General features: G+C 72.1%; 21 protein-coding genes and 1 pseudogene. 11 read left to right on the forward strand and 11 right to left on the reverse strand.

From position 1 onward, the window contains the following. Nucleotides 1–60 precede the first annotated feature (60 nt). Nucleotides 61–510, reverse strand: coding sequence for a GNAT family N-acetyltransferase (locus tag ABZ635_RS08350; RefSeq protein WP_357760870.1), 450 nt, complete (start codon nucleotides 508–510; stop codon nucleotides 61–63). Between the two features lie 108 nt (nucleotides 511–618). On the opposite strand from ABZ635_RS08350, the gene ABZ635_RS08355 reads away from it, so the two are divergent. Then, nucleotides 619–855: a hypothetical protein gene (locus ABZ635_RS08355; RefSeq protein WP_357760873.1), complete on the forward strand. Its 237-nt coding sequence runs from the start codon at nucleotides 619–621 to the stop codon at nucleotides 853–855. A 16-nt stretch (nucleotides 856–871) separates the two neighbouring features. Here the strand turns inward: ABZ635_RS08355 and ABZ635_RS08360 are convergent, their stop codons facing one another. After that, the gene (locus tag ABZ635_RS08360) at nucleotides 872–1,696 is read right to left on the reverse strand and encodes a TIGR03619 family F420-dependent LLM class oxidoreductase (RefSeq protein WP_357760876.1); all 825 of its coding nucleotides are present in this window, start codon (nucleotides 1,694–1,696) and stop codon (nucleotides 872–874) included. A 90-nt stretch (nucleotides 1,697–1,786) separates the two neighbouring features. Further along, nucleotides 1,787–2,602 carry an endonuclease/exonuclease/phosphatase family protein gene (locus ABZ635_RS08365; protein WP_357760878.1) on the reverse strand — a complete coding sequence of 272 codons (816 nt, stop codon included), beginning with the start codon at nucleotides 2,600–2,602 and terminating at the stop codon, nucleotides 1,787–1,789. On the opposite strand from ABZ635_RS08365, the gene ABZ635_RS08370 reads away from it, so the two are divergent. Beyond that, the gene (locus ABZ635_RS08370) at nucleotides 2,601–3,488 is read left to right on the forward strand and encodes an alpha/beta hydrolase (RefSeq protein ID WP_357760881.1); all 888 of its coding nucleotides are present in this window, start codon (nucleotides 2,601–2,603) and stop codon (nucleotides 3,486–3,488) included. The genes ABZ635_RS08365 and ABZ635_RS08370 overlap by 2 nt on opposite strands. 60 nt (nucleotides 3,489–3,548) lie before the next feature. Here the strand turns inward: ABZ635_RS08370 and ABZ635_RS08375 are convergent, their stop codons facing one another. Next, entirely contained in the window at nucleotides 3,549–4,148 is a 600-nt protein-coding gene (locus tag ABZ635_RS08375) for an HAD family phosphatase (RefSeq protein ID WP_357760884.1), read from the reverse strand. Between the two features lie 387 nt (nucleotides 4,149–4,535). Between ABZ635_RS08375 and ABZ635_RS08380 the strand changes: the two genes are divergently transcribed. Then, a complete protein-coding gene (locus ABZ635_RS08380; protein ID WP_357760887.1) occupies nucleotides 4,536–6,221 on the forward strand; it encodes a BCCT family transporter in 1,686 nt (561 codons plus the stop codon). An 11-nt stretch (nucleotides 6,222–6,232) separates the two neighbouring features. Here the strand turns inward: ABZ635_RS08380 and ABZ635_RS08385 are convergent, their stop codons facing one another. Beyond that, nucleotides 6,233–7,072 carry a phosphotransferase gene (locus ABZ635_RS08385; RefSeq protein WP_357760890.1) on the reverse strand — a complete coding sequence of 280 codons (840 nt, stop codon included), beginning with the start codon at nucleotides 7,070–7,072 and terminating at the stop codon, nucleotides 6,233–6,235. Between the two features lie 100 nt (nucleotides 7,073–7,172). On the opposite strand from ABZ635_RS08385, the gene ABZ635_RS08390 reads away from it, so the two are divergent. From ABZ635_RS08390 to ABZ635_RS08400, 3 genes are all read left to right on the forward strand, one after another. Beyond that, on the forward strand, nucleotides 7,173–7,937 hold the full coding sequence (locus ABZ635_RS08390; RefSeq protein WP_357760893.1) for a nucleotidyltransferase domain-containing protein: 765 nt from the start codon (nucleotides 7,173–7,175) through the stop codon (nucleotides 7,935–7,937). An 86-nt stretch (nucleotides 7,938–8,023) separates the two neighbouring features. Next, entirely contained in the window at nucleotides 8,024–8,620 is a 597-nt protein-coding gene (locus ABZ635_RS08395; protein ID WP_357760897.1) for a hypothetical protein, read from the forward strand. Nucleotides 8,621–8,630: 10 nt separating this feature from the next. Continuing rightward, nucleotides 8,631–9,275: a TetR/AcrR family transcriptional regulator gene (locus tag ABZ635_RS08400; protein ID WP_357760900.1), complete on the forward strand. Its 645-nt coding sequence runs from the start codon at nucleotides 8,631–8,633 to the stop codon at nucleotides 9,273–9,275. A gap of 50 nt (nucleotides 9,276–9,325) precedes the next feature. Here the strand turns inward: ABZ635_RS08400 and ABZ635_RS08405 are convergent, their stop codons facing one another. Beyond that, nucleotides 9,326–10,300: a GNAT family N-acetyltransferase gene (locus ABZ635_RS08405; protein WP_357760903.1), complete on the reverse strand. Its 975-nt coding sequence runs from the start codon at nucleotides 10,298–10,300 to the stop codon at nucleotides 9,326–9,328. 278 nt (nucleotides 10,301–10,578) lie between these two features. On the opposite strand from ABZ635_RS08405, the gene ABZ635_RS08410 reads away from it, so the two are divergent. Continuing rightward, complete coding sequence (locus tag ABZ635_RS08410; RefSeq protein WP_357760906.1) at nucleotides 10,579–11,352, forward strand: class I SAM-dependent methyltransferase; 774 nt, start codon at nucleotides 10,579–10,581, stop codon at nucleotides 11,350–11,352. A 90-nt stretch (nucleotides 11,353–11,442) separates the two neighbouring features. On the opposite strand, the gene ABZ635_RS08415 is transcribed toward ABZ635_RS08410, so the two are convergent. The 3 genes from ABZ635_RS08415 to ABZ635_RS08425 all read right to left on the reverse strand — a co-directional run bounded on the left by ABZ635_RS08415 (nucleotide 11,443) and on the right by ABZ635_RS08425 (nucleotide 13,197). Next, complete coding sequence (locus ABZ635_RS08415; RefSeq protein WP_357760909.1) at nucleotides 11,443–11,793, reverse strand: antibiotic biosynthesis monooxygenase; 351 nt, start codon at nucleotides 11,791–11,793, stop codon at nucleotides 11,443–11,445. 112 nt (nucleotides 11,794–11,905) lie between these two features. Next, nucleotides 11,906–12,712, reverse strand: a complete 807-nt coding sequence (locus tag ABZ635_RS08420) for an SDR family oxidoreductase (RefSeq protein WP_357760912.1) — start codon at nucleotides 12,710–12,712, stop codon at nucleotides 11,906–11,908. Between the two features lie 68 nt (nucleotides 12,713–12,780). Beyond that, nucleotides 12,781–13,197 (reverse strand): hypothetical protein, encoded by a 417-nt coding sequence (locus ABZ635_RS08425; protein WP_357760915.1) that lies wholly within the window; start codon nucleotides 13,195–13,197, stop codon nucleotides 12,781–12,783. Between the two features lie 137 nt (nucleotides 13,198–13,334). Here ABZ635_RS08425 and ABZ635_RS08430 point away from each other — a divergent pair. Together ABZ635_RS08430 and ABZ635_RS08435 are read left to right on the forward strand one after the other, a co-directional pair. Next, nucleotides 13,335–13,502 (forward strand): annotated as a pseudogene (locus tag ABZ635_RS08430) (SDR family oxidoreductase); the annotation flags it as partial. A gap of 171 nt (nucleotides 13,503–13,673) precedes the next feature. Next, a complete protein-coding gene (locus tag ABZ635_RS08435; RefSeq protein WP_357760917.1) occupies nucleotides 13,674–14,036 on the forward strand; it encodes a GNAT family N-acetyltransferase in 363 nt (120 codons plus the stop codon). A gap of 23 nt (nucleotides 14,037–14,059) precedes the next feature. Here ABZ635_RS08435 and ABZ635_RS08440 read toward each other — a convergent pair whose 3' ends face one another. Then, complete coding sequence (locus ABZ635_RS08440) at nucleotides 14,060–15,274, reverse strand: hypothetical protein (RefSeq protein ID WP_357760920.1); 1,215 nt, start codon at nucleotides 15,272–15,274, stop codon at nucleotides 14,060–14,062. Nucleotides 15,275–15,386: 112 nt separating this feature from the next. Then, a complete protein-coding gene (locus ABZ635_RS08445) occupies nucleotides 15,387–15,695 on the reverse strand; it encodes a hypothetical protein (protein ID WP_357760923.1) in 309 nt (102 codons plus the stop codon). A gap of 191 nt (nucleotides 15,696–15,886) precedes the next feature. Between ABZ635_RS08445 and ABZ635_RS08450 the strand changes: the two genes are divergently transcribed. Beyond that, nucleotides 15,887–16,909 (forward strand): GNAT family N-acetyltransferase, encoded by a 1,023-nt coding sequence (locus tag ABZ635_RS08450; protein WP_357760926.1) that lies wholly within the window; start codon nucleotides 15,887–15,889, stop codon nucleotides 16,907–16,909. 229 nt (nucleotides 16,910–17,138) lie between these two features. Continuing rightward, nucleotides 17,139–17,987, forward strand: coding sequence for a MetQ/NlpA family ABC transporter substrate-binding protein (locus tag ABZ635_RS08455; RefSeq protein WP_357760929.1), 849 nt, complete (start codon nucleotides 17,139–17,141; stop codon nucleotides 17,985–17,987). Nucleotides 17,988–18,006: the final 19 nt, after the last annotated feature.

Consider the following 18,006-nt stretch of genomic DNA (forward strand, 5'->3'; position numbering starts at 1 on the left):
GGGCCAGTCCCTCCTGGAGGGAGTGGTGGGTGGTGCACCGCCGCCCGTCGTCACCTTGGTTCAGACCAGTCTCTTCTTGAAGCCGATGTGGCTGGGTTCGTAGCCCAGCCGCTGGTAGAAGCGGTGGGCGTCCTGTCGTTTGACGTCCGAGGTCAGTTGCAGCATCACGCATCCCCGGCCCCGGGCCTCGCGTTCGGCCCATTCCAGGAGCGTGGCCCCCAGTCCGCCGCCGCGTTCGTCGGAGTGCACCCGCACCGCCTCGATCTGGGCGCGGGTGGCCCCCTGTCGTGACAGGCCCGGGACGACGGTGAGCTGGAGGGTGCCGACCACCCGTCCGGCGCGGCGGGCCACCGCCAGGTACTGGTGGGGATCGGCGTCGATGACCTCGAAGGCCTCGACGTAGCGGGTCAGGTCGTCGGGTGTCTCCCGGCGGGCGCCCAGGGGGTCGTCCGCCAGCAGGGAGACGATGGCCTCCACGTCGGTCTTCAGCGCGCGTTCGATGGTGAGCATGGGCCCAACCTAGCGACCCGTTTCCGAAGGCCCCGGAGGCTTGAACCGGTTCCCCCCGGTTGGTCGTGAACTCTCCCGATCCCGGGTGCGGTCACCTACTGTTGACCCATGGACGCCGAACACCTGACCGCGCTGGCCCGTGCCCTGGACGGCGACGACCCCCTCACCGGTCTGGAGGCCGTGGTGCGGCTCCGGGCGGAGGCGGAACGGTCCGAGGCCGTCCTGGTGCGCCGCGCCCGCAACCAGGGGGCCACCTGGGCGCGGATCGCCGAGGTCCTCGGAGTGTCCAAGCAGGCCATCCACAAGAAGTACGGCGGGCGCCGTCTGCTGGGCCGACAGGAGTAGACCCCGGCGGTCCCGCTCAGCGCAGCGCGGCCACGAACCGCACCATACGCGCCTCGAACCCCTCCGCCTCGCCGAACCACACCGCCACGGCGTCCGCGCCCGCCTCCGCGAGCCCGCGGAACCGTGCCACGGCGTGCGCGAACCCCTCCTCTCCGCCGGTCCACGCGATCCGAGCCCCGGTGTCCACGGGGCGCCGGGTCAGATCCCGCAGCCGGTCCCGCGCCGCCGCGAACACCAGGGGGTCGGGGTCCACCCCCTGCCACTCGTCGGCCCACCGGGCCGCGCGGCGCAGGGCGGGCTCCGAGCCTCCGCCGACCATCACCCGCACCCGCTGCCGAGGGCGGGGCTCGAACACACCGTGCTCGAAGGAGTGGAACCTTCCGTGGAAGGGGCCCTCGCCCTCGAAGAGGTGCCGCAGCAGCGCCAGCGCGTCGTCCGCCCGGGCTCCCCGGGCGGAGAAGTCCGCCCCCACCGACGCGAACTCCTCGCGTGACCAGCCCACGCCCACGCCGAGCGTGAACCGGCCGCCCGAGACGCGGTCCAGGGTGGCCACCTGCTTGGCCAGCACGAAGGGGTCGCGCATCGGCAGTACCAGGACGGACGTGCCCAACCGGATGCGTTCCGTGCGGGCCGCCAGGTACGCGAGTGTCACCAGGGGCTCGTACACGCCCCCGAACACGGAGCCGTAGGGAGAGGGAGGCAGCAGGTGGTCCGGCAGCCACACGGAGTGGACGCCCAGGTCCTCGGCCCGGACGCCCAGGTCCACGAGGGCCTCCGGTGGGGTGTCGGGAGACTCGTTGGGCAGGACCACCTGGAGGCGGGGTGCGGTCGGCTCGCTCATGCGGCGACCGTACCCACCCCGACCTGTGGGATACCTAAGAGTGAGGCAACCGTTCCGGAGCGTGGCAGATCCGCGTGTCCTGTCGCGGGCTCACACCGCCCCGCCGGGAAGGGTCAACCGGACCGCGAGCGCCCGGTGCGTCGTACCCGGCACGTCCAGGACCTCCAGCCCGTCCACGGAGACCCTCTCGTCCACCAGGACGTGGTCGATGGCGGCCATGGGGAGCGGGCCGCCCACCGGCCAGGTCCCGGTCAGGCCCCGCCCGAGGCGCGCGGCCGCGTCGGTGTACCCCCGATCGAGGACCCGGCGCGTCTCCGCGTGGTCGAGCGTGGCGTTGACATCGCCCGCCAGCACTCGAACGGTGTCGTCGGAGGCCGAGGGGAGGGCGCGCAGCCCGTCCCGCCAGGAGGACATGCTGGAGGGGCGCCGGGGGGACATCGGGGGGCGACGGGAGGACGGGGAACGATCCACCCGACAGGCTCCGGGGCGGCGCCATCGGCCGTGTTCCTCGTCACGGTCGCCCCGCCTCGGGTCCGCCGAGCGCCGCCCGGCGGACCCGAGGCGTTCGGTCGCCCTCCGTGCCCGGCCCTCGGAGATGGTGCCGACGGCGGGGGCCGACACCGGACCGCGAACGCCGGGGACGGCGACGATTCCGCATCGGTCCGCACCCCGCCGACGGCCGGTTTCGGCCGGGATCATCATGGTCCACACCAGGGCAAACACCCACAATCGGTGACAGATCGGGAGGGGTGAACGGTGGCTGCGGACGCCGGGTCGGCGACACCACACCGAGGACCCCCGCTCCGGAGTGGCGGGGGGCCGAACAGAGGCGTACAGTCCTCTCTGGTGCGCCGGGAAGTTCACGCGGCGGACACCACATCTCTCTCTACGCGAAACCAGATCCATGACCGTCGTCCCCCTGCGCACAGCGCGCGTGTACCGCTCCGAAACCGCCGAGCGGTCAGTCCACGCCTGGTGTCACAAGGCCCTGAGCCAGTGGCCCGACCTCGGGCCCCTTCCGCCCGTGGAGACACGGCTGGGCCCCACGCAGGCCTTCCGTGCCTCGGGTGGGACCGGTACCCCGGTCCTGGTCCTGTCGGGCACCAACTTCAACGCCGCCACCACGGTTCCCGCCGCCCGCGCGCTCGCCGCGGACCGGCCGGTCCTGCTGGTCGACCCTCCGGGGCAGCCCGGTCTGAGCTGCAACCAGCGGACCGCGGGTGCCCGGATCGAGACCTACGGTGCCTGGCTCGACGAACTCCTGCCCCAGATCGCCGACGGGCCGGTCATCGTGCTGGGACACTCCCGGGGCGCCGCGATCGCGCTGTCCTCGACCCCGAACCCCCTCGTCGCGGGAATGCTCCTGCTCAACCCGGCCGGGTTGACCGCGGCGGGGCTGAGCTCGGAGTCGATGCGCGCCACCCTGCCGTGGATGATCCACCCCAACGAGCAGACCAGCACCCGGCTCATCGAGTTCCTCAGCGGACCGTCCACGGACACCGGGTGCGAGGAGCACCGCACCGAGGCCGAGTGGCTGACACTGGTGGCCCGCCACTGCCGTACCCACTCCACGCCCACCCCGCTGCACGCGGAGGCCTTCCTGGCGTGGTCCGGTACCCCGGTCCGGGTGGCCACCGGGTCCCACGACCCGTTCTTCTCGCCCGCGCGCTTGCACGGCCCGGCCCGCCGGTTCCTCGACACCGACGTGCGGACCATCGAGGGGGCGGGTCACCTGTCCCTCTACGAGCAGCCCGAGAGGGTCGCCGAGCTCCTGCGCGAGTTCGACGCCTGACGGGCCCTCCCGTCGCACCCGGACTCGGGGGCGCTCACGCGACCGCCGCCGAGGACGGGCTCAGTCCCGCCCCAGCGCCCGGCGGAGGTCGGGCGCCGAGGTGAACACGTGGCCCCGCAGGCCCAGCTCTCCGGCGGCCTCCACGTTGGCGCGGTTGTCGTCGACGAACAGGACGTCCCCGGCCCGGGCGCCCATGCGCTCCAGGCACCACCGGTAGGCCCCGGCCTCGGGTTTGGCGTGCCCGATGCGGCAGGAGAGCCCCAGCGTCGGGAATAGCTCCAGGACGTCGGGGTGCCGTTCCTCGAAGCGCGCCGCCAGCTCCGGGGGGATGTTGGAGAGCAGCCCCAGCGGCACGCCCGCGTCGGAGAGCTCCCGCACCAGGGCCACGGACGCGTCGTTCACCCGCGACCAGCTGTCCAGGTCCAGGGAGATCAGGCGCTCCACCCGTTCCGGGGAGAAGCCGGTGCCGAGCAGCTCGCCCACCGCCCGCCAGTAGGCCGGGCCGTCCAGGTCGCCCCGGTCGTAGTCCTGGCGCGGCGACCAGTAGGCCGTCCAGAAGGCGTCGTGGCCGTGGCCGGAGCACTCCACCATCATGGCGCGGACCGTCGGGGACTGGTCCATCGCGACCACTCCGAACATGTCGAACAGCACTGCGTCCACGAGGCACTCCCAGGGTCGGTTCGGGCTCCGGTTCGCAGGCCCTCCTTCCCCGAGCGCTCCGGGACGAACCCCGCTCTGCTGTGAGTCGGGCGCGGGGCCGACGCGCTGTGGCCGCTGTGAACGGTGTTCTACGAGGCGTAGTTTGTCAGTATTTTTGGTGATAAATGTGCCAGTGAAGTTTTGTCAGGCTTTGTCGGCCGTTTTTTGCGGGGTTTCTCGTAGTGGTGGTTCTTTGTCCTGTGAGGGCTGGTTTCGCTGCCAGAATGTGGGCATGTGACGGAAGGGAAGTCGTCTTCCCTTTGTGTGTCCCTGCCCCGAGTCGATTCGTGGGGAAAGGAGCGGGGCCCCACCGGACGAACCAGCCCGAACCACCAGAAAGCAGCCGGTATGTTCGAAAAACTGGCACGGAAGATGGGTCTGGAGACGAACCCGGCGATCTTCTTCGCCTCGGCGTCGTTGACCGTGTTCTTCGTGGTGTGCGCGATCACCTTCACGGACACGGTGGACCTGGTCTTCGGTGCCACGTCCACGTGGATTCTGTCCCACCTGGGATGGCTCTACATCCTCGGCGTGACCACCTTTCTCGTCTTCCTCATCTGGATCGCCTCCAGCCGTTTCGGCCGTATTCGCCTGGGGCCGCCCGACAGTAAACCCGACTACAGCAACACCTCATGGTTCTGCATGCTGTTCGCGGCCGGAATCGGAAGCATCCTCATGTTCTGGGGTGTCGCCGAACCCATCAGCCACTACGCCAATCCTCCGCAGGGCAACGTCGAACCCGAGACCGTCGAGGCCGCGCAACAGGCCATGGGTTTCACGCTGTACCACTTCGGGCTGCACACCTGGACCATCTTCTGCCTGCCCGCGCTGGCCTTCGCCTATTTCGTGTACCGCAGGGGGCTGCCGTTCCGGGTGAGCTCGATCTTCCACCCGTTCCTGGGCGACCGGATCAACGGTCCCTTCGGCCGGGCGATCGACGTCTTCGCGGTGCTGGGCACGCTGTTCGGCGTGGCCGTGACCATCGGCCTGGGCACCATGCAGATCAACAGTGGACTCAACACCCTGTTCGGTATCGAGGAGAGCCGGGTCAACCAGGTCATCCTCATCGCCATCGTCACCTGCGTCGCCGTCATCTCGGTGGCGACGGGGCTGGACGTGGGCATCAAGTGGCTCTCCCAGATCAACATCGTCATCGCGGTGGCGCTGCTGGTCTTCGTGTTCCTGGCCGGGTCCACCCTCTACCTGGCCAAGGGCGTCATCGAGACCACCGGTGTCTACGCGCAGTGGCTCATCCCCCTCTCGTTCTGGAACGACACCTTCGGCAACACCGGATGGCAGGGCACCTGGACGGTCTTCTACTGGGCGTGGACCATCACGTGGTCCCCGTTCGTCGGCATCTTCATCGCCCGTATCTCGCGGGGGCGCACCATCCGCGAGTTCGTGCTGGGCGTGCTGGGCCTGCCCACCGCCTTCAGCATCGTGTGGTTCAGCGTGTTCGGCCTCTCCGCCTTCGACATCGAGATGAACCAGGGCGGTGGCCTGGTCGAGGAGGTCGTGGTCGACGGGGACATCCCCGGCGCCCTGTTCGCCTTCCTCACGCACTACCCGTGGACCACCTTCGTCTCCGCCATGTGCATCGTCATCGTGATCATCTTCTTCACCACCTCGTCGGACTCCGCGTCCCTGGTGGTAGACATGCTGTGCTCGGGCACGGAGGAGTCACCGACCCGGCAGCGCGTGTTCTGGGGTGTCACCGAGGGGGTGGTGGCCGCGACGGTCCTCACCGCCTCGGGGGTGGGCGGCCTGGACGCCCTGCAACAGACCATCATCGTGTTCGGGTTGCCGTTCTTCGTGATCGGCTTCTTCATGATGTTCGCGCTGGTGCGGGCGCTCCAGGCGGAGACGGCGGAGGGTTCGGGCGCCCAGCGGGGGCGCCGGGCGCCGCTCTCCGCCCGCTCACGCAGGCTCCGGCGCCAACAGCGCCGCAACGGTTCCGCGAACGGCAACGGCAACGGCAACGGCAACGGCAACGTCAGGCCGAGCAGGCGGGGTGACGACGCGCTGGAGGACTGAACCGGCCACCGTCAACGCGTCGGCACGGGCCAGAAGAAGTCGTCGACCCCGAAATGCAGGGAGATCAGTTCGGGGTCGACGCGGTCCCGCCCGTAGGCGTCCAGGAAGCGGTCCGCGTCGGTCCGACCGAAGTGCGGGTTCAGCCGACTCAGCAGGCTCCCCACCATGGCCGACAGGTCACGGTGGGGGTCGGCCACCCCGGCCCGGCCCAGATCCACCAGCCCCCAGCGCCGGTCCGCCGTGACCAGGACGTTGGGCAGGCAGAAGTCGCCGTGGGTGACCACCTCACGCAGGGGACCGGCCCGCTCCACCCTGCGCTCCACCTCGGCGAGCGCTCGGGCGGGGTCGGTCCCCTCGTACCTGCTCCCCTTCCAGGAGCGTCGGACCAGGCCCGAGTCCACCCGCTCCCAGGCCCGCTCCAGTTCCTCCCCCAACCCCTCGTGGGACACGACGCCGCCGACGGGGGAGACGGGGGAGTCGTGCACGGTGCGCGCCGCCTCGGCCAGCAGTTCCACCAGCCGGGGGTGTTCGAGCGCCACCCCCGGCTCGTGCGCCGGGGTGCCCGGCAGGTGACTGAAGACCACCCACCGGGGCGGGCCCGCCGCGCTCCTCTCCCGCTCCAGGACACGGGGGACGGTCAACCCGGACCTCCGCAGCCACGTGGCCCGGGAGACCTCGTCGCCGAGCGCGTCGGCGAGGTCGGGGCGATCGTCCGGCACCCGTTTGAGGACGGCTGCCGCCCGGCAAGCGTCGTCGCGCAGACGGAAGACGCGGGCGCCCGACAGGCCCACGTGGACCTCCTCCGGGCGCAGCGCGTTCAGGGCCGGGTCGTCGGAGAGCGGCAGCCTCATGCCCGCAGCCTAGGCGCGGCCGGAACCGTCGCGCCAACGGTGGTCCACAGGCGGCCGCAACCGGTGGGCGGACCCTCCCGGCGCGGTCATGATGGGAACCATGACCCTTACCGACGAACACTTCCTCGCCTCCACCGCCGACCGGCTCGCCGCCCTTCCGGGGGTGGCGGCGGTCAGCCTCGGCGGCTCGCGGGCCCGGGGCACGCACCGACCCGACAGTGACTGGGACCTCGCCGTCCACTACCGGGGCTCCCGGGGTGAGTTCACTCCCCGGTCCCTGCGTGACACGGGCTGGGAGGGGGAGGTCTCGGAGCTCGGCGGCTGGGGCGGGGGCGTGTTCGACGGAGGGGCCTGGCTGAGGATCGACGGCCGTCGGGTGGACGTGCACTACCGCGACCTCGACGTGCTGGAGCACGAGCTGGCCGAGGCCGAACAGGGGCGGTTTCGCGTCGAGCCGCTCCTGTTCCACCTGGTGGGTATCCCCACCTATCTGGTCGTGGCCGAACTGGCCCTGGGCCGGGTGCTGGTCGGCGACCTGCCGCGACCCGCCTACCCCGAGGCGCTCAGGCGGAGCGCGCCGCCGCGCTGGCGCGGGATGGCGTCGGCCACCCTCGACTACGCCGAGCGCGCCCACGCGCCGCACGGGCGGGTGACCCAGTGCGCGGGGCTGGTGGCCCAGGCCGCCTCCCACGCGGCGCACGCCGTGCTCGCGGCGAGGGGGCAGTGGGTGACCAACGACAAGGAGCTGCTGTCCGCGGCCGGTCTGGAGGAGGTGGACTTCGTGGTCGCGGGGATGACCGCCGACCCCCAGGACCTGCTGGCGGCGGTCGCGGAGACCGGACGGATCATCGCCGGGACCCGCTGACCCCGCACCGCGCGCCCGTCCCGGCCTTGATCCTCCTCCGCCGAGACCCTATGGTTAGTAAGTACCCACTAACCATAAGGGGTCCCGTGAGCCCCCTCGCGACCCCCGGCGTTCCCGCTCCCACCCGGAACCCACGCGCACGAGCACTCGTCCCCGTCGCCGCCAGCCTCGTCCTCCTGCTCGAACTCGCCGCCACCCTGGCCTCCGTGGGCGGCGACGCCTTCGCACCGGTCGCCGGGTGGGGCGCCACCCGTCCGGCCGACACCCTCACGTTCGTACTGGTCGGCGTCGGCTGCGCCGCCCTGTACTGGTCCCGTACCCGCCCGCTCACCGTGCTGTTCGCCGCCACGGGCGCCTACGCCGCCTTCCTCCTCCTGGGCCACGAACCGGGCCTGTTCCTCGCGCCGATGTTCGCCCTCTTCACCGCCGCGCTCCAAGGGGCACCACGGGGCGCGGTCCTCCTCGCGGGCGCCGCCGCCTACGCGGCCTCCCTGTACTGGGTGTACGAACGCGCCGCGACCATCGCGGACCCCGGGGCGGCCCTCCTGGCCTGGGTCGCCTTCGGTACCGTGACGGGGGTCTTCCTCGCAGGACCGTACGTCGCCGGAGAACTGGTGCGCCTGCGCCGGGCGCTCACGGGGCGCACGACCGACCCGACACCACGGCCGACGACCACTCCCTAGGAGCCGCGCAGTGCAGGACCACACCAGGAAGCGCGGGCCCAGGCCCACCACGGCCCAGACCCGGCAGCGCATCCTGGACGCGGCGGCCGAGGTGATGGAACGCCTGGGCCTGGCCAACGCCACCACCAAGGAGATCGCCCGCTCCAGCGGCTACTCCGAAGCGACGCTGTACAAGCACTTCGCCGACAAGTCGGAGCTCTTCCTGGAGGTCCTGCGGCACCGGTTTCCGCCGTTCGTCGCCGAACTCGCCGCGCTCCCCGAGCGCGTGGGACGCGGTGACGTCCGGGCGACCCTGTGCGACGTCGTCGTCGGCGCCGTGCCGTTCTTCCGGCACGGCGCGCCCATGCTCGGCTCCCTCTTCGCCGAACCGGCCCTGCTTCGGCGCCACCGCGAGGGCCTGGACGCCCACGGTGCGGGTCCGCACAACGTCAATCGCGCCGTCGCCGGGTATCTGGGTGCGGAGCGCGACCTCGGTCGGCTGGCGCCGGACACCGACCCGGACGCGACGGCGGCACTGCTCGTCGGCGCCTGTTTCCAGCGCGGCTTCCTGGAGGCCTTCGGCGGCGGTGCCGAGGGCCTCCCACCGCTGGACCGGTTCGCCGCCGATCTCGTCAGCTCGTTGCGCGTCCTGCCCCGCGACGCGGCGGACGGATGACACGGGGCCGGGGCAGGGCGGCGCCCCGCCCCCGCCCCGCTGCTCGGGGCCTACCTGGACCAGGTGTAGCTGACCACGCCGCTGATGGCGTCGTACCCGCTCCGGGTGAAGGCCTCGGCCATCGGGACGTTCCCGAGGTCCGTGGCGGCCCGCGCGTAGGTCGCGCCCGCGTCCCTGAGCACACGGGTGCCCTCGGCGAGCAGGTCGTCGATGTAGCCCTTGCCCCGGTGCTCGGGGAGCACCGCGACGTAGCTGATGATGGGGTGATACGCGTTCCGCGCCGGGATCACGAAGCCCACCGGGGCTCCGTCGGGGAGCGTCGCGACGCGCCACCACTCGCGGGGCGTCGTGTAGTTCGCGAACTCGTCGGCGAAGTTGGCCGCCGCCACCTCCGCGGCGGAGCTCTTATGGAGGTCCAGTCGGTCGTGCGCGTCCAGTGTGCCCTCCAGGGCCCGCGTCATGAGGCCGAGGATGTCCTCCTCGCCCTCGATGCCGCGGAAGGACAGACGGCCGCTGTCGCGGGGGAGCGGGTTGTCGGCCCTCCACTCGTAGCGCAGGCGCTCGACGAGGGGCACGGCTCCCGACCCCTCGATCACTCTCAGGCGGGTCTCCACCCGGCGCCGGGAGGTCTCGTCCCCGCGCCAGTCCGCCACGTCGAAGCGCAGGAACTCCGGCGGGGGCGTGTCGCCCAGGGCGACGGGCTCGCCACCGGGGAAGAGGTCGGTGTTCGCGGTGCGCAGCAGCTCCTCGCCGACGGCGGTGAGGTCGACGTCGCGCGCGTCGTCGTCCACGTCGAACAGGTCGAGGAGGAAGGGGGTGTCGTCCTGAGCGCGGCACCACCAGGACATGCGGGCCAGGAGGCGGTCGCCGTCGAGGGCCACCCACATCCAGGAGGGGCGCCGACGCCCCTCGGCGAGGTCGTTGGCGAGCTCGCCGTTGAGCGTGTACGGCAACCGGTTGAAGAGGTCGAGTTCCTCGGGGCCGGTGATGGGGCGGATGGTCAGGGTGTTCGGAAGAACAGTCACATCTGCGCTTTCGGTGTGTGCCTGCGCCGGTAGGGTCAGTGGCGGGCGCAGACCCCGGAGGGGGCGGTCGCGGTGTTCGCGGGGGGACGCCGCGCGCACCTTGCTTCTCGTCGCCGCGTCGGGGGTCGGCGCGGCCCTGGCATGTATACCGGTGGCTTTCGCTCGCCCACAAGTCCCTTTTGGACGAGGTGTGTTCGGGTGCGTGTGCGCGTCGGGTTGTCCACAGGCGGGACGAAACCGGGTGGACCCGTACCGATCCGGTGGGTCACCATGCCCGTATGAGCCGAGCATTCGAGGACCTCGTCACCGAGGCCGCCGCCGAACCCACCGAGGGCTGGGACTTCTCGTGGTTCGGAGGCCGCGCCACCGAAGAGCGGCCCACCTGGGGGTACCAGCGACTGATGGGTGAACGGATGGCCCGGGCCACCGCCGCCCTCGACATCCAGACCGGCGGAGGTGAGGTGCTCGCCGGAGTCCCCACCCACCCGCCGCTCACCGTCGCCACCGAGGGCTGGCCGCCCAACGTCTCCCGGGCCGCCCGCCTGCTGCACCCCCGGGGCGTGGCGGTGGTCGCCGACCCCGACGAGCCCCCGCTGCCCTTCGCGGACGCCTCCTTCGACCTGGTGGTGTGCCGCCACCCCGTCACGGTCTGGTGGGACGAGATCAGCCGGGTCCTGACGCCCGGTGGCACCTACCTGGCCCAGCACGTGGGACCGTCGAGCGTCTTCGAGCTCGTCGAGTACTTCCTCGGCCCGCAGCCCCGGGACACACGCGAGGCCCGCCACCCGGACCACGACCGGGCCGGGGCGGAGGCGGCCGGGCTGGAGGTCGTCGACCTGAGGTCGGAACGGCTCCGGATGGAGTTCCACGACGTCGGCGCGGTCGTGTACTTCCTGCGCAAGGTCGTGTGGATGGTCCCGGGCTTCACGGTGGAGGGCCACCTGGACCGGCTCCGGGAGTTGCACGAGCGGATTCGGGAGCGGGGGCCGTTCGTGGCTCACTCGGCCCGCCACCTCGTCGAGGCGCGCAGACCGGAGCGGCCCGAGGAGTGAGGGCGGGGCCCGCCGGTGACCCCGAGCGGTGTCCACGCCCGTGACCCCGCCGGGCCCCACGAGGGTCTTCCCACCCGGGCGGCCCGGGAGTCAGCCGGCCTTGACGTGCTGGACGACCTCGAAGCCCCAGATCTCGCTGTTGCTCGCCGCCGGCCCGCCGTGGCCGCCGGGAGCCTGACCATCCCGCCGGGCGTCGGCCGCCGCCTGTGCGTGGCCCGTGCGGAAGGCCTGGCCGTTCACCCAGTTCTGGAAGTCCTCCTCGGACCGCCACCGGGTGTAGACCAGGTACTTGTCGGTGCCCTCGACCGGACGCAGGAGCTGGAACTCCTCGAACCCCTCCTGGTTCTCCACGAGCCCGGCCCGCTTGGCGAACCTCTCTTCCAGGGTGGAGCCCCCACCCTCGGGAACGGTCAGGACGTTGAACTTCACGACACTGGTCACGCGTGTACCTCCGGACGGATCGTTGCCTGTCAGGGCCAACCTAAGGGACCCCGAACGCCCGATGGCGGCGGGCACCCCGTACCCCGTGTCCGCCCAGCGCGTCGGGGCGCGGTCAGCGCAGACCGTGCTTGCGCGCCACGATCCCCAGCATCGCCGCCCGGGGCAGCAGCCGCCGCAGGGCGAACACCAACGGGGCGTTGCTGCCCACCGCGTACAGGGGGCGCGGCCGCCGGGCCTCGACGGCGCACAGCACCGTCCCGGCGACCCGCTCCGCCGAGATCCCCCGGGCCTCGTTGGCGTTGAGCGTGCCCACCATGGTCCGGTACTCGTCCAGGAAGGGGGATTCGTCGCCCACGTACTGGGTGCGCCGTTCACTGATCCCGGTGTTGATCGACCCCGGTTCCACGGTGGTCACCGCCACCCCGTACGGGGAGACCTCACGCCGCGCGGCGTCGGCGAAGCCCTTCAACGCCGCCTTGGTCGCCACGTACGACGACCGGTAGGCCAGGGGGAAGCTGGCCAGCATCGACCCCACCATCACCACGCGCCCGTACCCGCGCTCCCGCATCCCCGGCAGCACCAGTTGGGTGAGGCGGACCGCGCCGAACACGTTGAGCCGGAACACCCGCTCCACGGCCTCCATCGGCAGTTCCTCGATCGGGCCGTTCTGGCTCTCGCCCGCGTTGTTGACCAGCACGTCCACGGGGCCCGCCGCCCGGGCGCAGGCCTCGACCGACGCGTAGTCCGTCAGATCCAGGGCCAGGTACTCGACGCCGGGAACCGGGGTGGGGACGGTCTCCGGGTCACGGCTGGTTCCGAACACGCGGTAACCGCGCCCGACCAGGACGGCGGCCACGGCGGCGCCGATCCCGGACGAGGCGCCGGTGACCAGGGCGGTGCGGCGGGCGGAGGAGGACATGGGGGCGGCCCTTCGGTTCGGGGACGGGGCGCGCACCACAGTAGCCGTACCCGTCCGGGCGGCCGCGCTCAGTCCTTCCGGCAGTCCTCCAGCACCAGGGAGAGGCCCGCGCCGAGCAGCCACAGGTCCTTGGACAGCGGGACACCGTCGGGTGTGGGCGCCAGGCTGCGCGGCCGGTGCATGCCGGGCGTGCGCAGGTACATGCCGAGCAGACCGGCGGCGAACGCGGTCAGTCCGGCGCCCGCGAGCCGGTTCGGTACGAGGGGGAGCAGGAGTGCGGTCCCCAGGGCGATCTCCCCGGCGGACAGGAGACGGGCGAAGGTGACCGGGTCGACCCTGTCGAGGAACGGGTAGGTTCCGACGGCCGTCCCGTGCAGTCCCATGGCGGTGTCCTCGTCGGCTCCGCGCTTGTCCAGCCCGGAGTTGAGGATGGAGGCGCCGGTGGCGGCGCGCAGGACCAGCTGGTGGGGCTTCGGGTGACGCATCACGTGGGCTCCGCGGAGAATCGTCGACGACGTTGAGTAGGGGGAATGCTACGCGTGGTGGTCGCCGTGTTCCGGTCCCCGCGCGCGGGTGTCGGGGGATCGCCTCCTCCGAACACGGAAAAAGACGTTGCGCGCGGGACGGTCGCTCCTCACGGCACGACGCCCTCTCCGCCGAGACCATGGTGGGCCGCGCGGGTACCCCGGACGATGTGGCGGCGGTCGTCGAGTTCCTGGCCTCGCCCGACGCCTCCTGGACCACCGGCCAGGTCCTCGGCGTGAACGGCGGCGCCCTGCCCGGCCGCTGAACCGCCGACCCCCGTCCGTCCACAGCGGCTTGTACGCTCGCGGAGCCGTTCTAGGGTCGTGCCCATGCACACCACACCCCCCGCCCCCGTCTCGTCGACATCACTCCGGAGAACGTCGGAGCCGCCTGCGACCTGCGTGTCCACCCGCACCAGGAACGGTTCGTCGCCCTGGTGGAGCGTTCGCTGGCCGAGGCCTGGGCAGCCGGACCGGACATCGCCTGGCCGCGACTCGTCCTGGTGGGAGAGGAGACCGTCGGGTTCGTCATGGGCGGCTTCGACCCCGGATCGGAGGTCGACGCCTTCCGCTGCGGGATCTGGCGTCTGAACGTGTCCGCGGCGCACCAGGGCCGCGGCTACGGACGGTTCGCGGTCGAGGCGGTGGCTCGGGAGGCCCGGCGCCGGGGGAACACCCGGCTCACCGTCCTCTGGGTTCCCGGGGAGGGCGGTCCGGAGGGCTTCTACCGGGGCGCGGGCTTCACCCCGACCGGCGAGGTGGTGGCCGACCAGGTGGTCGGGGAGAGGTTCCTGGACTGACAGGGGTCCTGGCCGGAAGCGCCCTACCCGTGGCGCCTCAGGCCGGGTGCGGTCGTACCGGACACGGAGTCCGTCGACGGCGCGGGCGGGTGCCCGCGCCCGTCGCGGACGCGCACCGCGAGGAAGGCCGCGCCCGCGAGCGCCGCCGCACCGCCCGACGTCAACACCAGAAGCCGTGCGCCCCCGGTCCCGGCCAGGGCTCCCGCCACGTACCCCGCCAACAGGCAGTAGGTGACCGTCCACCGGAACGCCGCCCAGGCCCGGCCGTGTTCCGAGGGCGCCACCCGGGTCCAGATCGCCGTGGCCAGCGCCGTGTTGAACACCCCGTTGCACACGCCGCCCACTCCGAAAGACGCCACGGCCGCCCAGGGGACGGCCACCACGGCGGGCAGCGCGATCATCGCTCCCATGCCCACGGCGCTCAGCGGCATCGACAGCCGGTGCGGGGCCAAGCCGCCGAACAGCGCCCCGCCCGCGACGATCCCAGCCGCCCAGGAGGCGACCGCGAAGCCGTAGCCCGCCTCGCCCACACCCACGAAGCCGGTCAGCACGAACACCCCCGACACCGCCTCCACCGAGGTACCCAGGACCACGCCCACCACGCACAGCGTTCCGGCGGTGCCGAACACGGCCGGGGAGGCCAGCCGCCGGAAGCCGACCCAGGCCCCCGCGTCGGACGCGGCCCGCTCGGTGGTGACCGAGCCCCGGTGGTGCGCGACCGCCCCGCACAGGGCGAGGACGAGCAGGGCACAGCCGGTCACGGCCAGCAGCGTCCCCCGGCTGCCGAGGGCGAACGACACTCCGCCCAACGCGGTGCCCAGGACGGCCGCCGTACCGGTCGCGGCCGTGTTGGCCCGCGCGGCGCGGTTCTCGTGGCCCCGTGCCAGCGATCCCAGCAGCTTGCTGCCCACCGGCCCCAGGACCGCTCCGATCGTGCTGGAGACGGCCACGCCCGCCACCAGGTGCCAGGGGGCGTCGAGCCGGGCCAGGGTCAGGAACACCCCGGCCTGGAGGGTCAGGCCGAGCGGCCACCACCACCAGCGCGGGGAGCGGTCGGCGACCACTCCGCCGACCAGGCCGAACAGCAGACCCGGGATCGCGGAGGCGAGCAGGACGGCGGCGAGGAAGGCGCTGGAGCCCAGTTGGACGGCGTGCAGGGCGAAGGCGATGTCGGCGAACCGCTGACCCATCGTCGCCGAGAACAGTCCGCCGACCAGCAGCCAGGCACGCCAGCCCATCCGTCACCGTCCCCTGATCGCGGTCGTTCCAGGGGACGCTATTCGGCTCGGTAGGGCGGTGTCACCGGGTTTTCGCGGTGTCCCGGCCGCCCGGGGCACCTCAGGTGACGGCTCAGCCCTCGCCGGTCAGGCGGCTCCGGGCCTCGTCGGCAGCGGCGCCCATCGGGTCCTCCACGATGCCGCCGATCGTGTCCGCCTGCTCCTGGAACCCCTGGACGCCCTCGGCCACGCTGTCGGTCACCCCGCCCAGGGCCTCCTCCGCGACGCCCTGCCCGTAGTCCTGGCCGACCTCCTGGAAGGTGCCCACGGCCTCCTCGGCCCCGCCGCCGACCTGGTCCAGGGTCTGGCTCACCCCGTCGGTGACCTGTTCCGCCGTGTCGCCGAACAGACCCTTGAACCAGTCGATCACGTCACTGATCATCGCTCTTCGTTTCTTCCGTGGGCCGAGGCCCGGTTGGGAGTCGTAGGAACCCTTCTACCCGGCCGGAGTAAGTACCCCGTAAGGGATTCCAGCGCCTCGGGTGGTCGCCGGGACGCGCGTTCCGCGTGGTGTCCGGCCGGGCGGGAAAACCCGTGGCGCGGGGTGAGCGGGCCGTGCATGATGACGGTGCCGTGACAGCCAGGAGGTACCCGCACATGATCGGTCGGATCGACCCCCACGACGCCCGTGTCTTCGACTCCTGGTACTCGGCGTACCGGAGGGCCTGGCTGGCGGACCGGGAGAACGCGGCGGTGATCCCGCGCGAGGCCCTGCGCGGCGCGGTGACGGCCGACCGCGACGATGTCGCCTACCTGCTCCACGCCGCTTGGGAGGGCGACCGCGTCGTCGGCACGCTCATGCTGGAGCTGTCCGCCCAGAACACCGAGAACGCCGAGATCGTCGTCACCGTGCTCCCCGACCGTCGCGGCCGGGGCCTGGGTTCCCGGCTGCTCGCCGAGGCCGAACGGGTGATGGAGTCGCACGGGCGCGGGGTCGCGGTCGCCGAGGTCCCGTTGCCCCGGGGGCGGTCGAGGGACACCTGGCCGGGGGCGCGCTTCGCCCTCCGGCACGGGTTCGCGGTCGGGTTGGAGGAGGACTCGCTCCTCCTCGACCTGCCCGTGGACCCGGTGCTCCTCGCACGGTTGCGCCCCGACACCGGCGGCTACCGGTTGCGCTCGTGGACGGGGGCCTGCCCCGACGACCTCGTCGGCTCCCTCGCCGACCTGTACACGGTCATGCAGCGGGACATGCCCACCGGCGACATGACGTACCGGCCCGAGGTGTGGGACACGGCGCGGGTCCGCGCCCTGGAGGAGCGCAGGGAGCGGGCGGGCACGGTCTGCCTGGTCACCGTCGCCGAGGCGCCCTCGGGCGAGCTCGCTGGCTTCACGGTGACCTCCCTGGTGCGGGGTGAAGCCGTCGCCGGGCAGGAGGACACCCTGGTGACGTCCGCGCACCGGGGCCACCGCCTGGGTCTGGCGCTGAAGGTCCACAACCTGGAGCGGCTGGCCCGCGACTTCCCGGACTACCCCGCGGCGCGCACCTGGAACGCGGTGGGCAACGAGCACATGCGCGCCATCAACCTGCGACTGGGGTTCCGGGTCGAGGAGCGCCACCTCGAACTCCAGCGCCCGGGCGGAGGACCGGCCAGCTAGACGCCCCGCCCTGTCAGGAGGGAACCGGCCCCGGTGTGGGCGCGCGGCCCGGCGTGTGCGATCCTTCCGGAGACGCGACCCGTCTTCGGGCTGGTCAGGGCCTGTGCGGTTGGTCACGAGCGCTGGGATTACCGGTTATCTCTGATTTAAGATCGGGTTAATAGGAAATGCGGGGAACGTCCTCTCGTGTTCCCCGAGTTCACCCGTCCGCAGTATGCAAAGGACCCTCATGCGTCGCGCCACCCTCGCCGTCCCCGCCGCCCTGGCCCTGTTCGCGGTGACCGCCTGCGGCGCCCCCTCCGAGAACGCCTCGCGTCCGACCGAGGACGCGGCCGGTTCCCAGGAGCTCAGCACCCTCGTCGTCGGGGCCACCGCCGTTCCGGCCGGCGACATCCTCGCGTTCGTCCAGGAGGAGCTGGCCGCCGACGCCGGCCTCGACCTGGACGTCCGGGAGTTCTCCGACTACATCGCGCCCAACGCGGCGCTCGCGGAGGGGCAGCTGGACGTCAACCTCTACCAGCACGAGCCGTTCCTGCTGGAGTACAACGAGGGCAACGGCACGGACCTGGTCGCCGTCGAGAAGATCTACCTGCCGCCGCTCGGCCTGTACTCCAACCGGGTCGACGCCGTCGACGAGTTGGAGAAGGGCGCCGAGGTCGCGCTCCCCAACGACCCCACCAACGAGTTCCGTGCGCTGCTGCTCCTCCAGGAGGGCGGGCTGATCACGCTCGCCGACGATGTGGACGAGGCCACCTTCAGCCTGTCCGACATCGAGGACAACCCGCTCGACCTGCGGTTCCGTGAGGTGGAGGCGGCGCAGCTGCCCCGCTCCCTGGACGACGTCGACGCGGCCATCGTCAACAACAACTACGCGCAGGAGGCCGGACTCGACTTCGAGGAGGACTCCATCCTGCTGGAGGAGGTCGAGGGCAACGCCTACGTGAACGTGCTCGCGGCCCGCTCCGACAACGCCGACGACCCGCGCGTCGCCACCCTCGTCGAGCTGCTGACCTCCCCGGAGACGGTCCGCTTCATCGAGGATGAGTACCAGGGCAGCGTCATCCCCGCCGTCGCGTAACCGGGCGCGGGGACACCGC

Origin of the sequence: Nocardiopsis sp. NPDC007018 (assembly GCF_040635075.1) — a bacterium.
Lineage (GTDB): Bacteria > Actinomycetota > Actinomycetes > Streptosporangiales > Streptosporangiaceae > Nocardiopsis.